Source organism: Blastococcus sp. SYSU DS0539, from assembly GCF_054050855.1.
Genome location: NZ_JBJHAF010000010.1, coordinates 1 through 12,239 on the forward strand (window position 1 = coordinate 1; position 12,239 = coordinate 12,239).

Sequence of the window (12,239 nt, forward strand, 5' to 3'; positions counted from 1 at the left end):
TCACAGAGTTACGGCGGCCATGGCGAGAGGGAAACGCCCGGTCACATTCCGAACCCGGAAGCTAAGCCTTTCAGCGCCGATGGTACTGCCCTGGAGACGGGGTGGGAGAGTAGGACGCCGCCGGACATACTTCACCGAACGGGGGTCAGAGCGAGCGCTCTGACCCCCGTTCGTTTTTTCCATTCCGCCGCCGGCCGTTCCGGTCGTGTGCGGCGTCGAGCGAAGAGGTACCCAGAACAATGACTGCTCCGCGACGCGGTTCCGGCGGCGCCGGCTCCGGCGACGGACGACCGGCATCCCGCGGCTCACGCCCTCAGGGCAACCGCGGATCCGGCGCGGCCGCCGGCCACCGCGGGAGCTCCCAGGGCGACCGTCCCCAGCGTGCAGACCGTCCGCAGGGTGCTCGTTCCCAGAGCAGTTGGCAGGATCGTCGCCCCCAGGGTGATCGTCCGCAGCGCTCGGATCGTCCGCAGGGTGACCGTCCTCGTGCGGACTGGCAGGATCGCCGCCCGCAGGGTGATCGTCCGCAGCGGTCGGACCGTCCGCAGGGCAGATGGCAGGACCGTCGCCCCCAGGGGGACCGCCCGCAGCGGTCGGATCGTCCGCAGGGTGACCGTCCCCGTGGCGACTGGCAGGACCGTCGCCCCCAGGGGGACCGGCCGCAGCGGTCGGATCGTCCACAGGGTGACCGTCCCCGTGGTGACTGGCAGGACCGTCGCCCCCAGAATGACCGCCCCCGCGGTGACTGGCAGGACCGTCGGTCGCAGGGTGACCGCCCGCAGCGATCGGACCGGCCGCAGGGCAGCTGGCAGGACCGTCGCCCCCAAGGTGATCGTTCGCAGCGGTCGGATCGTCCGCAGGGTGACCATCCTCGTGGTGACTGGCAGGACCGTCGGTCGCAGGGTGACCGCCCGCAGCGATCGGACCGGCCGCAGGGCAGCTGGCAGGACCGCCGCCCGCAGGGTGATCGTCCGCAGCGGTCGGACCGTCCGCAGGGCAGTTGGCAGGACCGTCGGCCGCAGGGTGATCGTCCGCAGCGGTCGGATCGTCCGCAGGGTGACCGTCCTCGTGCGGACTGGCAGGATCGCCGCCCGCAGGGTGATCGTCCGCAGCGCTCGGATCGCCCGCAGGGCAGTTGGCAGGACCGGCGTCCCCAGGGTGGTGACCGTCCGCAGCGCTCGGATCGCCCGCAGGGCACTTGGCAGGACCGGCGTCCCCAGGGTGGTGACCGTCCGCAGCGCTCGGATCGACCCCAGGGTGATCGTCCGCAGCGCTCGGATCGCCCGCAGGGCACTTGGCAGGATCGCCGGCCGCAGGGCGACCGCCCTCGTGGTGACTGGCAGGACCGGCGCCCGCAGGGTGATCGTCCGCAGCGCTCGGACCGTCCCCAGGGGAGCTGGCAGGACCGACGGCCCTCCAGGGACGTGGCCGACCGTCGTCCGCCCGTGCCGGCCGGCCCGGAGATCCCCGAGTGGGCCGACCCGCGGGAGCTGGATCCTGCGATCCGCGCCGCCCTCCGCGGGTTGGACCCGCGCAACTCTGCCGTGGTCGCCGGACACCTCGTGGTGGCCGGGACGCTCGTCGACGAGGACCCGCAGACCGCACTCGCACACGCTCGGGCCGCACGCGACCGGGCTTCGCGCCTGGCCGTCGTCCGGGAGGCGGTGGGGGTCGCGGCCTACCACGCCGGTGACTTCGCCGAGGCCGCGCGGGAGATCCGGGCCTATCGCCGGATGAGCGGGGACCAGGGGTACCGCGCGGTCCTCGCCGACTGCGAGCGCGCGCTCGGCCGCCCCGAGGTCGCGATCCGCCTCGTCAACGAGGCGCTGACCGAGGACGTCGACTCGGCGGAGACGGTCGAACTGCGGCTGGTCGAGGCCGGCGCGCGCCGCGATCTCGGCGAGGAGGCGGCGGCGCGACTGGTGCTCGAGGCGGCACTGGGTGGCCGCCCGGATCCGACGGACCTCCGCGTCGGGGACGAGGGCCGGCTGCGGCTCGCGGCCGCCTACGCCGACCTCCTCGACGCCCAGGGAGAGACGGCTCGGGCCGAGGAATGGCTCGGTGCTGTCGCGGAGATCGACCCCGAGCTGGCCGGTGCGGATCTCGGCGTGGAGTTCTCCGAGCTCGACGACGAAGAACTCGACGAAGAACTCGACGACGAGCTCGGAGACGAGGAGTCCGGGGGCGACGACGAACTCGCGAGCGCGGTCCAGCTCCAGGAGGACGACGAGCCTGACGAGGATCCCGAGGGCGAGGCTGCAGAGCTCGGCGATGTCGAGGTCCACGCTTCGGACGCGTTCGCCGCCGACGCCGAGGGTGCGGGGCAGCGCCGGCTGAGCTTCGACGAGGAGGTCGAGGCGGAGGTCGCCGAGCTGCTCGGTGAGACCGGCGACGCCGAACCGGATGTGGCCACGGACGCTTCGTCCGAGGAGACCCCCGAGCACTGATCCCCGACGGGACGGCTCCGGTCGTCCACATGCCGGTGTCGCGTCCACAGATCGCTCCGGTGCGCCCGCAGCAGCACCGCCGGCGGCCAGGCTTCGGTCATGACCGTGGCTGTGATCGATCGCAACGACGTGGTTCTGCGGGGGCGGGTGTCCGCCCCCGCAGAACTGCGGACCCTCCCCAGCGGTGACACGCTGCTGACCTTCCGGCTGGTGGTCCGGAGACCGGCACCGAGGGTGCGGGGCCAGTCGGTGGACGTGCTCACCTGCATCACCTACGACCGGGGCCTGCAACGGCGCATCGCCGTCTGGCAGCCCGGCGACGTGGTCGAGGTCGAGGGTGCGCTGCAGCGGCGGTTCTGGCGCACGGGATCGGGCACGGCCTCGGTGTGCGAGGTGAACTGCCGGCGGGGACGCAAGATCCCCCGGTCCGCCGCGCGGACAGCCGAGGAGACCGCGTGAACTCCGCCGGCGTCCCGATCAGTCCGGCAGCGGGCGCAGCACCAGACCGGTTCGGGGCTTCGGTACGAACAGGGTCGACTTCCTGGGCATCCGGGCTCCGGCGCGTGCGACGGCGGCGACGTCCGTGGGGGAGGGGGCCCGCAGCAGCAGCGCCACGCCGGACCGGTCGAGCGCCGTCCGCACCGCTTCCTCGAGGCTGTGCGCGATGAGCACCGAGTCCACCGTGTCGGGGCGATCCCACAGCCGCCCCATCAGCCCGTGGTGAGCCAGCACCACGTCGAGGTCGCGCCAGGCCGGCGGGGCCTCCGCCGGCACCGCGGCACGGACCTCCGGTGTGGCGGCGGTCAGCCGCACCAGGCGGACGCCGTCGCTGAGCAGCAGGCCTCGCTCGGCGGGATCCCCGAGCCAGGCGCGCGCCGCCGCGACGACGGCATCCGGTCCCGATCCGTCGACCGTCAGCTCAGCTGTGACGAAACCCCGCCCGGCAGCCGTGACGGCAGCGCTGAAGGGCAGCGCGGGAACCACGCGGTGGATCGGGTCCACCCGGAGTCCGCCCGGGCCCATGGGCGTGACGAGAGCCAGGACGGCGTCGGTCCCGGACGCGCACCGCTGGGCGCGGGCATTCGCGCGCGCCGCAGCGAACCGGTGGTGGCCGTCGGCGATGACAGCCCGCGTCCGGTGCAGTGCCGAGGAGACGGCGTCGACCGTCGCGTCGTCGGTCACCCGCCAGAGCCGGTGCGCGACGCCGTCGGCGTCCCGCAGCTCGAGGGTGCGCGGCGTCCGGCGCACCGCCTCCGTCACCTGGGCCACCGCCGGCTCGGGATCGTGCGCGAGCACGATGGGCTCGAGGTCCGTCCGCGTCGCGGCCAGCAGCGCGCGCCGGCCCTCGACGGCCGCTGGATAGGTGTCCTCGTGCGGGAGCACGGCCGTCGAGTCCGCCGGTGGCAGGGTGACCGTACCGAGCCAGCCCAGCGTCGCCGCCCCGCCGTCGGCCGGCCGCAGCTCGTACAGCCACAGCGCCGGCAGCTCGTCGCGCACCAGCACGCCCTCGGCCTCCCACGCCCGCAGGGTCGCCGCCGCCAGGTCCGCGGACCCGTCGCGCTCCCCGAGGCCGGTGTCCGGCTGCGGCAGGATCAGCCGGACGACGTTGTGCGGGTCGGCATCGGCCAGCCGATCCCGGCCGGCGGGGGTGACCAGGTCGTAGGCTGGCGAGCTGACGCGGGCCAGGTACTCGGGATCGCGCTCCCGGTAGGTGAGTGCCCGGAACGGCCGGACGTCCAGCCCCGGGGCCGGTCGAGGAGTCCGGGGGCCTGGCGACGACGGGAGCACGACGAGAATCGTAGGAGCGGCACGGCGAGCCGTGGTCGGCCGCTCGTGATCGGCCCGGGGGCCGGCGCGGGAGACCGGCGCCGGAGCGGTCCAGGAGAGGAGCAGCGTTGCCGGAGGCCAGCCCGCCCGAGGAGCGTCCCGAGGCCCGCGAGACGCCCCGCGGCGGCGTCTACGAGTGGTACCGCCGGGGTCTGGAGCTGCTCGCGGACCGTCATCCGGAGGCTGCGGCCACGCTCCTCGCGCGCGCCGCCGAGGCCGAACCCGGCTCCCGCAGCATCCGGGAGGCCCTCGCACGCGCCCAGTACGACGCACGACGGTACCGCGAGGCGATGACCAGTTTCGCCAGTCTCATCGCGGCCAACCCCACCGACGACTACGCCCAGTTCGGTCTCGGTCTGGCCGCCGGCCGGGCCGGCGACCTCGCCGTCGCCGCCGAGCACCTGGCGCTCGCGGTCGCCATGCGGCCGGAGTCGGCCCACTACGCGCGGGCGCTGCGCGAGGTCCGCGCCCGCCAGACCCGGGAGTCAGCGTGACCGGACCAGCCCTTCCCCCGTCCGTGACCGGCGTGGCCGCCGGGTCTGCCGAACCGCCCGTGCGGCGGTACGACGTCGCGCTGCTGGACCTGGACGGAGTCGTCTACGTCGGCCCCGACGCCGTTCCCGGAGTGCCGGCGGCCCTGGCGGCCGCCCGTGCCGCCGGCATGCGGCTGGGGTTCGTCACGAACAACGCCGCCCGCACCCCCGAGCAGGTGGCCGCGCACCTCACTGAGCTGCACGTCGCGGCCGAGCCGGCGGACGTGATCACCAGCTCCCAGGCGGCCGCGACCGTCGTCGCCGGCCTGCTCGGCGAGGGAGCGCGCGTCCTCCCGGTCGGTGGCCCGGGGGTCGCGGCCGCGCTCACGGCCGCCGGGCTCGCCGTCGTCGACGGCGCCGACGACCGACCGGAAGCGGTGGTCCAGGGCTACGGCCGCGAGGTCGGCTGGGCGCAGCTGGCCGAGGCGGTGGTCGCCGTGCGGAACGGGGCCCGGCACGTCGCCACGAACGCCGACGCCAGCATCCCCTCGCCCCGCGGTCCGCTCCCGGGGAACGGCGCCATGGTGGCGGTGGTCCGCGGGATCACCGGGCGGGAGCCGCTGGTCACCGGAAAGCCGGACCCGGCGATGCATGCCGAGTGCGTCCGGCGCACGGGTGCCCGGCGCCCCCTCGTCGTGGGCGACCGGCTGGACACCGACATCGAGGGAGCGCGCCGCGCCGGGGCGGCCAGCCTGCTCGTCCTCACGGGCGTCACCGACCCGGCGACGTTGCTCGCCGCGGAGCCGTCCCACCGGCCGGACCTGCTGGCCGCCGACGCCTCCGGACTGCTGCACGCCCATCCCGCGGTGACCAGCGAGGGCCGGGCGTGGCGGTGCGGTGGCTGGACGGTCCGGACGGTCGAGGGCGGAGCCGGACTGGAGCTGGCCGGACCGGACGGCGACGAGCCGGCAGGGGGCGGGGACTCCGACGGCCTCGACGGCCTGCGTGCGCTGTGCGTCGCCCACTGGGCGGCGCACCCCGACGAGGGGACGCCGGCGCGGGTGATCGGCACCGGCGCGGCGGCCACCGCTGCCGTGGCGAGCTGGGGGCTCGCGTCGCCGGAGGAAGGCTGAGCTGCCGCTGTCAGAGCAGCTTGCGCAGCCGCAGCAGATCCCGCAGGCCCGCCTCGAGCTTCACCCTGCCGCTGGCCCATGCCGAGCCGAACGACAGGCGGTTCTCGGTGAGCGCCACCAGGTCGTCGCTGGTCATGGTGAGCCGGATGTCGGCCTTCGGGACGGCTGGACCGTCGGGGACCGCGTGCAGATCCTTGACCGTGCCGGAGCTCAGCCGGCCGAGCACCACCTGCTCCAGGTCGGTGAGCCGGCAGGAGAGGCTGCGGTCCAGCCCTTCGGCCGCCGGGTTCGCGGCGAGATCGCCGAGGATCCCGGTCAGGGCGGTCATGCACTGATCCATCGTGGCCACGCGGGCAGGTCTCCCAGGAGTCGTCGGCGGGTGCGCTCCCCCCGACGCTATCGCGCTGCTCCGTCCGGCCCGTCCGTGTCGTCGCCGGCCGGTAACCTCCGCAGGAGACGCACGCAGGGGGCGGCGCCCCGGTCCGACGCGTCCGCCCGCCACCCGACCCCGTACCCGAGAGGCGCACCATGACCGAGCCGACCGTGCCGCGACCGGTACCCGGGCCGTACCGGCCCGGGCCCCGGCCTGCGCCGGTCGCCGGTCCCGGAGCCGCTTCGTCCCCGGCCGCAGCCGCCCGCGGCGACGCCGACGCCCCGCGCACGGACGCCGAGCCCGACCGGGCCGGGGCTACGGACGGGCCGACGGCGTCGGGCGCCGACGCCCGGGGTGGGCTGACCGGGCTCGGTGAGCTGCCCGTGGCCGAGCACGTCGCCGTCTTCGAGTCCGAGCACGCGCGCCTGCAGCGCGAGCTCGGCACGATCGACCCCCGCTGATGGCCCGTCGCACCCGGCTGGACGCCGAGCTGGTCCGGCGCGGCCTGGCCCGGTCCCGCGAGCACGCCGTCGCGCTCATCGCGGAGGGGCGGGTCGCCGTCGCCGGTCAGGCCGCGACCAAGCCGGCCACCGGCGTGGAGGCCGGCACCCCCGTCGTGGTGCGCACCGACCCCGACCAGCCGTCGTGGGTCTCCCGGGGCGCGCACAAGCTGCTGGGCGCGCTCGAGGCGTTCCCCGTCCCCGTCGAGGGGCGCCGCGCGCTGGACGCCGGCGCCTCCACCGGCGGGTTCACCGAGGTGCTGCTGCGCGGGGGTGCGGCGGAGGTCGTCGCCGTCGACGTCGGGTACGGCGAGCTGGCGTGGTCGTTGCGCACCGACGACCGCGTCCGGGTGCACGAGCGCACCAACGTCCGCACGCTCACGCCGGAGGCGATCGGCGGGCCGGTCGACCTCGTCGTCGCCGACCTGTCCTTCATCTCGCTCCACCTGGTGCTGCCCGCGCTGACCGCGTGCGCCGGCTCCGGCGCCGACCTGCTGCCCATGGTCAAGCCCCAGTTCGAGGTCGGCCGGGAGCGCTTGGGCGCCGGCGGGGTCGTGCGCGACCCCGAGCACCGCGTGCAGGCGGTGCTCGAGGTGGGCAGAGCAGCAGGAGCGCTCGGCTGGGGAACCGCCGGCGTGGTGGCCAGCCCGTTGCCGGGCCCCGCCGGCAACGTGGAGTTCTTCCTCTGGCTCCGGTCCGACGCCGGGCCGATCGAGGAGGACACCGTCCGTCGAGCAGTCCAGGAGGGACCGCAGTGAGCGAGTCGAGCACGGCATCACCCGACGGGCAGGGGGCCCGGCGGGTCCTGCTCACCGTGCACACGGGGCGGCAGGACATCGTCGAGCTGGCCCAGACCTCCGCGGCCCGGCTGCTCCGCGGCGGCATCGGGGTGAAGATCCTCGAGGACGAGGCGCCCGAGCTCGACATCCCCGGCGCCGAGGTGGTGCCCTGCGACGAGGCTGCCGCCCAGAACGCCGAGATCGTCATGGTCTTCGGCGGCGACGGCACCTTCCTGCGCGCCGCCGAGCTGGCCCGGTACACCGACGCCGCGTTGATGGGCGTCAACCTCGGCCGCGTCGGGTTCCTCGCCGAGACCGAGCCCGAGGCGGTGGAGGAGACGCTCACCGCCATCGAGGACTGCGAGTACTCGGTCGAGGAGCGGCTGGCCATCCGGGTCGACGTCCTCGATTGCGACGGCGCGGTCGTCGGCGGCACGTGGGCGCTCAACGAGGTGTCGGTGGAGAAGGCCGAGCGCTCCCGGGTGCTCGACGTCGTCATCGCGATCGACGGCCGGCCGCTGACCAGCTTCGGCTGCGACGGCGTGCTCTGCGCCACGCCCACCGGCTCCACCGCCTACGCCTTCTCCGCCGGTGGCCCGGTCGTCTGGCCCGACGTCGAGGCGCTCCTCCTGGTCCCCACCAACGCGCACGCGCTCTTCGCCCGGCCCCTGGTCACCTCGCCGAACTCGGTGCTCACGATCGCCATCCCGGCCGACGGCAACCGGGCGCGGGTGTCGGCCGACGGACGGCGCATGGTCGAGGTCCCCGACGGCGGCCGGGTCGACGTGCGCCGGGCCAACCGGCCGGTGCGGATCGCCCGGGTGCACGCGGCGACCTTCGGCGACCGGCTGGTGGCGAAGTTCGGCCTCCCGGTGCGCGGCTTCCGGGAGGCCCGGCACGCCGGACCGGGCCACGAGCTCTTCACCAGCCGGAACGTCCTCGCCCGCGACGTCGTCACGGCCGACGACGTCGCGGACGCCGCGGCGCGGGAGGTGAGCGGTGGCGGCACGCACGACGACGCCTGACCGGCCCGCCCCGGCGGCGACCGCGACCGGGCGGCTCACGGAGCTGCGCATCCGGGGCCTCGGCGCCATCGACGACGTCACCCTCGAGCTCGGGCGTGGCCTGACGGTCGTGACGGGGGAGACCGGCGCCGGCAAGACCATGGTCGTGACCGGCCTGACCCTGCTGTTCGGTGGGCGCGCCGACCCCGGACGGGTCCGGGCGAACGGGCGCGCCGGTGTGGAGGGGCGGCTGGAGCTCCCGCCGGACTCGTCGGCCTGGGCCCGCGCCACTGACGCCGGAGCCGACCCCGACGACGACGGCAGCCTCATCCTGGCCCGCACGGTCAGCGCCGAGGGCCGGTCCCGTGCCTACCTCGGCGGGCGCAGCGTCCCGGTCGGGGTGGTGGCGGAGCTGGCGGAGAGCCTGCTGGCCGTGCACGGGCAGACCGACCAGCTCCGGCTCTCGCGGCCGGCCGAGCAGCGCCGGGCGCTGGACCGGTACGCCGGCGCCGACCACCTGGCCCTGCTGGAGCGCTACCGCGAGGCCTACCAGCGCTGGCGCGCGCTCGCGGCCGACCTGGAGCGCCGGCACGGCCAGGCCCGGGAGCTCGCGCAGGCCGCCGACGTGCTGCGGCACGGCCTGGAGGAGATCGAGGCGGTGGCGCCCGAGCCGGGCGAGGAGGAGGCGCTCGACACGCAGGCCAAGCGGCTCAGCGACGCGGACGCGCTGCGGGCCGCCGCCGACGAGGCGCGCATGGCGCTGCTCGGCGACGTGACCGGCGACCTGGGCGGGGGCGAGCTGCCCCAGGACGCCACCGCCGCGCTGGCCATCGCGGAGCGGGCGCTGGCCGCCTCCGACGACCCCACCCTCGTGCTGCTCGCCCAGGACCTCGCCGACGCCGTGGCCGTGGTGTCCGACGTCGCCGGCCAGCTCGCCGGGTACGTGGCCGACCTCGACGCCGACCCCGGCCGGCTGGCCGAGGTGCTCGACCGGCGGGCGGTCATCACCGCGCTGGTCCGCAAGTACGCCGACGCCGGAGCGGGCGTGGCCGGAGTGCTGGCGTGGGCGGAGGACGCGCAGCGCCGGCTCGCCGAGCTGGACGTCTCCGACGAGGCGCTGGAGGCGCTGGCGGCCGAACGCGACGCCGCCCGTGCCGACGTCGACCGGCTCGGCGCGGAGATCTCGGCGGGCCGCCGGGCCGCCGCGGAGGGCTTCGCGGCGGAGGTCGGGACGGAGCTGGCCGGGCTGGCGATGAAGAGCGCCCGGGTCTCCTTCAGCATCGACAGCCATCCCGACGACCCCGGCGCCGACGGCATCGACGAGGTGGCGCTGCTGCTCGCCGCCCATCCGGGCGCGCCGGCGCGGCCGGTGCACAAGGGCGCCTCCGGTGGTGAGCTGTCCCGGGTCATGCTGGCGATCGAGGTCGTCTTCGCAGGTGCGGACCCGGTGCCCGTGATGGTCTTCGACGAGGTCGACGCCGGTGTGGGTGGTCAGGCCGCCGGGGAGATCGGGCGGCGGCTGGCCCGGCTGGCCCGCGACCACCAGGTCGTCGTCGTCACCCACCTGGCGCAGGTGGCGGCGTTCGCCGACACCCACCTCGTGGTGGACAAGTCACCGGACACCGGCGCGGGGGTCACCGCCACCGACATCCGCTCGGTCGACGGCGAGGACCGGGTCCGCGAGCTGGCCCGGATGCTCTCCGGCCTGGCCGACAGCGACACCGGTCAGGCGCACGCCCGGGAGCTGCTCGCCGTCGCCGTGGACGCCGCCCGCTGACCCGCCCTCGCCGGGTCGGGTGACGCGGGGAGTGCCGGGGTGTACCCCTGGGTAAGGAGCGCCGGTGACCTGCTTCTCCTCCACCGATGAGTCCGCGCACTACGGCTTCTCGGTGTGCATGCTGCTCGACCAGTACCGCGACCAGTTGCACTGGGCGGAGGAGGGCGTCGACGAGCTGGGCACCGGTGACGCCACCGCCATCGCCGACGTCGTGCGGGCCCTTCCGGGCCTGCGGGTGCGCAGCTACGACATCAGCGCCCCGTCGGTCGAGCAGGCGCGGGTCAACATCGCCGAGCGCGGGGTGGCCGACCGCTACACCGTCGAGCTGGGCGACTTCTTCGACCAGGCCGACTCGGCCGGCGGGCTGCAGGCGTCCACGGTGATCTCCAACCCGCCCTACATCCCGGCGCCCGATCGCGACATCCTGATGCCCGAGCTGTGGGGTGGGGTCCGCGGCAACGACCTGGTGCTCCAGCTGCTCAAGGCCGGGTACACCAACGTCATCGCCGCCGTGGCCAGCTACTCCGATCCGCTGGGAACCGTGCGCACCGCGCAGGAACTCGGCTACCGGGTCGTGAACTTCCTCGCCATGGGGCTGGACTTCGGGCCCTACAGCAGAGAGCCGAAGGTGCGCGAGCACATCCGCCGGCTCTGCGCGGACGGCCACGGCTGGGCGGGGGAGGACGGCTACATGGTCGCGGTCGCCCTGCTCACCCGGGACCCGGACCTCCCCGGCGACCGCGCCGACCAGCTGCTGGGTTCATTGCAGATCACTCCGTGATCTGACCGCGACCAGGTGCCGTTCCCCTGGTCCGCTGAGCCGTTGCCGACCCTCCTCGAAGAGCCCTCCGGGCCCCGCTCGTCAGGCCGCCTCGCGGGGCGCGCCCGTGACCTCCTCGGGGACCCTCCGGGCTCCTCGTCGGTCAGCGCCGCTTGGCGTAGCCGGCCAGGCCGAACTGCAGGAGCGCCAGGCCGCGGCGGCCCTGCCGGCGCAGCTCCGCCGACAGCTCGGGCCCGCTGACCCCGTCGAGCACCCGGTCCCGGGCCAGCTCCAGCAGCGACGCGTACAAGCCCAGGACGGCGTGCGCGGCCAGCCACGGCTCGATCTGGCCGGGCTTCGCGGCGGTCTCCTCGGCGATGAGGTCGGCCAGCGAGCCGGTGAGCTCGCCGAGTATCTCGCGCTCGCGGATCTGCAGGGTGCGGCTGCCGCGGATGACCCGGGCCATCTGCGCCACGCCGTCGGCCGCCTCCGGCGTGCCGAGCAGGCTGATCGCGGCGACGACGAAGCTCCCGGCGGCGGCGGCGACCGACTCGCCCGCGGGGCGGCGGCGCACGGCGTCCAGCAGGGCGGCGCGCATGGGCGGATCGGCGTCGAAGACCAGCCCCTCCTTGACCGGGAAGTGGTTGAAGACCGTCTTCTCCACGACGCCGGCCCGCTGGGCGATCTCCACGACGCTGACCGCGTCGAAGCCGCGCTCGGTGAACAGCTCCGTGGCGGCGTCGACGATCCGGTTGCGGGTCTGCTGGCGACGGCGCTCGCGGATGCCGCTGCCGCGCAGGGCCCGTCGCGCCCGCGGCGGCCCGGTCGAGTCACCGTCGGTCACCGCGGCCGGGGAGGTGGCGACCGGCGGTGGCACCGCCCCACGGGGGATCAGCTCCGCCGGCACGTCGCCGGCCACCCCGCTGGGGGCGCCGTCCCGATCGGTGCCCGCGGGAGCAGCCGCGGTGCCCGCCCGCTCGGCTGCGGCCGGGGCGGCAGCGGCCGCCTCCTCCGCCGCGGGGCCCGGCTCCGGCTGCGCGGCCCGTTCGTCCAGCTCAGCTCCCGGTACCGCCCGGATCGCCGCGACGCCGAGGGGCGCCGGAGCGTCCTCGTCGGTCCGCGGAAGGGACGCTGCGGTCGTCAGGGCTCCAGCCACTCCAGTCACG

General features: G+C 75.6%; 12 protein-coding genes and 1 rRNA gene. 10 read left to right on the forward strand and 3 right to left on the reverse strand.

The window, feature by feature from the left end; translation table 11 throughout:
- Positions 1-9 precede the first annotated feature (9 nt).
- The 3 genes from rrf (at position 10) to ACI790_RS13300 (ending at position 2,906) form a co-directional block, all read left to right on the forward strand.
- Positions 10-126: ribosomal RNA gene (gene rrf, locus ACI790_RS13290) — 5S ribosomal RNA — on the forward strand.
- Between the two features lie 1,319 nt (positions 127-1,445).
- Complete coding sequence (locus ACI790_RS13295) at positions 1,446-2,447, forward strand: tetratricopeptide repeat protein (RefSeq protein ID WP_456570246.1); 1,002 nt, start codon at positions 1,446-1,448, stop codon at positions 2,445-2,447.
- 99 nt (positions 2,448-2,546) lie between these two features.
- Complete coding sequence (locus ACI790_RS13300; RefSeq protein ID WP_456570247.1) at positions 2,547-2,906, forward strand: single-stranded DNA-binding protein; 360 nt, start codon at positions 2,547-2,549, stop codon at positions 2,904-2,906.
- 18 nt (positions 2,907-2,924) lie between these two features.
- On the opposite strand, the gene ACI790_RS13305 is transcribed toward ACI790_RS13300, so the two are convergent.
- Entirely contained in the window at positions 2,925-4,235 is a 1,311-nt protein-coding gene (locus ACI790_RS13305; RefSeq protein ID WP_456570248.1) for a DUF1015 domain-containing protein, read from the reverse strand.
- 107 nt (positions 4,236-4,342) lie between these two features.
- Between ACI790_RS13305 and ACI790_RS13310 the strand changes: the two genes are divergently transcribed.
- Positions 4,343-4,768 carry a tetratricopeptide repeat protein gene (locus ACI790_RS13310; protein ID WP_456570249.1) on the forward strand — a complete coding sequence of 142 codons (426 nt, stop codon included), beginning with the start codon at positions 4,343-4,345 and terminating at the stop codon, positions 4,766-4,768.
- On the forward strand, positions 4,765-5,880 hold the full coding sequence (locus ACI790_RS13315; RefSeq protein ID WP_456570250.1) for an HAD-IIA family hydrolase: 1,116 nt from the start codon (positions 4,765-4,767) through the stop codon (positions 5,878-5,880). The genes ACI790_RS13310 and ACI790_RS13315 overlap by 4 nt, the downstream gene beginning before the upstream one ends.
- A gap of 10 nt (positions 5,881-5,890) precedes the next feature.
- On the opposite strand, the gene ACI790_RS13320 is transcribed toward ACI790_RS13315, so the two are convergent.
- Positions 5,891-6,208 carry an alkyl sulfatase C-terminal domain-containing protein gene (locus tag ACI790_RS13320; protein WP_456570251.1) on the reverse strand — a complete coding sequence of 106 codons (318 nt, stop codon included), beginning with the start codon at positions 6,206-6,208 and terminating at the stop codon, positions 5,891-5,893.
- Positions 6,209-6,408: 200 nt separating this feature from the next.
- Between ACI790_RS13320 and ACI790_RS13325 the strand changes: the two genes are divergently transcribed.
- The 5 genes from ACI790_RS13325 to ACI790_RS13345 all read left to right on the forward strand — a co-directional run bounded on the left by ACI790_RS13325 (position 6,409) and on the right by ACI790_RS13345 (position 11,094).
- Positions 6,409-6,714 (forward strand): hypothetical protein, encoded by a 306-nt coding sequence (locus ACI790_RS13325; protein WP_456570252.1) that lies wholly within the window; start codon positions 6,409-6,411, stop codon positions 6,712-6,714.
- Positions 6,714-7,511: a TlyA family RNA methyltransferase gene (locus ACI790_RS13330; RefSeq protein ID WP_456570253.1), complete on the forward strand. Its 798-nt coding sequence runs from the start codon at positions 6,714-6,716 to the stop codon at positions 7,509-7,511. The genes ACI790_RS13325 and ACI790_RS13330 overlap by 1 nt, the downstream gene beginning before the upstream one ends.
- Positions 7,508-8,557 (forward strand): NAD kinase, encoded by a 1,050-nt coding sequence (locus tag ACI790_RS13335; protein WP_456570254.1) that lies wholly within the window; start codon positions 7,508-7,510, stop codon positions 8,555-8,557. Before ACI790_RS13330 ends, ACI790_RS13335 begins: the two co-directional genes overlap by 4 nt.
- Positions 8,532-10,313, forward strand: coding sequence for a DNA repair protein RecN (gene recN, locus ACI790_RS13340; RefSeq protein ID WP_456570255.1), 1,782 nt, complete (start codon positions 8,532-8,534; stop codon positions 10,311-10,313). The genes ACI790_RS13335 and recN overlap by 26 nt, the downstream gene beginning before the upstream one ends.
- Before the next feature lie 64 nt (positions 10,314-10,377).
- Positions 10,378-11,094 (forward strand): methylase, encoded by a 717-nt coding sequence (locus ACI790_RS13345; RefSeq protein ID WP_456570256.1) that lies wholly within the window; start codon positions 10,378-10,380, stop codon positions 11,092-11,094.
- Positions 11,095-11,236: 142 nt separating this feature from the next.
- Here ACI790_RS13345 and ACI790_RS13350 read toward each other — a convergent pair whose 3' ends face one another.
- Positions 11,237-12,238 carry a TetR/AcrR family transcriptional regulator gene (locus ACI790_RS13350; protein ID WP_456570257.1) on the reverse strand — a complete coding sequence of 334 codons (1,002 nt, stop codon included), beginning with the start codon at positions 12,236-12,238 and terminating at the stop codon, positions 11,237-11,239.
- Between the last annotated feature and the right edge of the window lies 1 nt (position 12,239).

Coding starts and splice junctions, on each gene's coding strand:
- ACI790_RS13300 (WP_456570247.1), top strand. CDS start 2,547: ATGACCGTGGCTGTGATCGATCGCAACGACGTGGTTCTGCGGGGGCGG.
- ACI790_RS13320 (WP_456570251.1), bottom strand. CDS start 6,208: ATGACCGCCCTGACCGGGATCCTCGGCGATCTCGCCGCGAACCCGGCG.
- ACI790_RS13325 (WP_456570252.1), top strand. CDS start 6,409: ATGACCGAGCCGACCGTGCCGCGACCGGTACCCGGGCCGTACCGGCCC.
- ACI790_RS13330 (WP_456570253.1), top strand. CDS start 6,714: ATGGCCCGTCGCACCCGGCTGGACGCCGAGCTGGTCCGGCGCGGCCTG.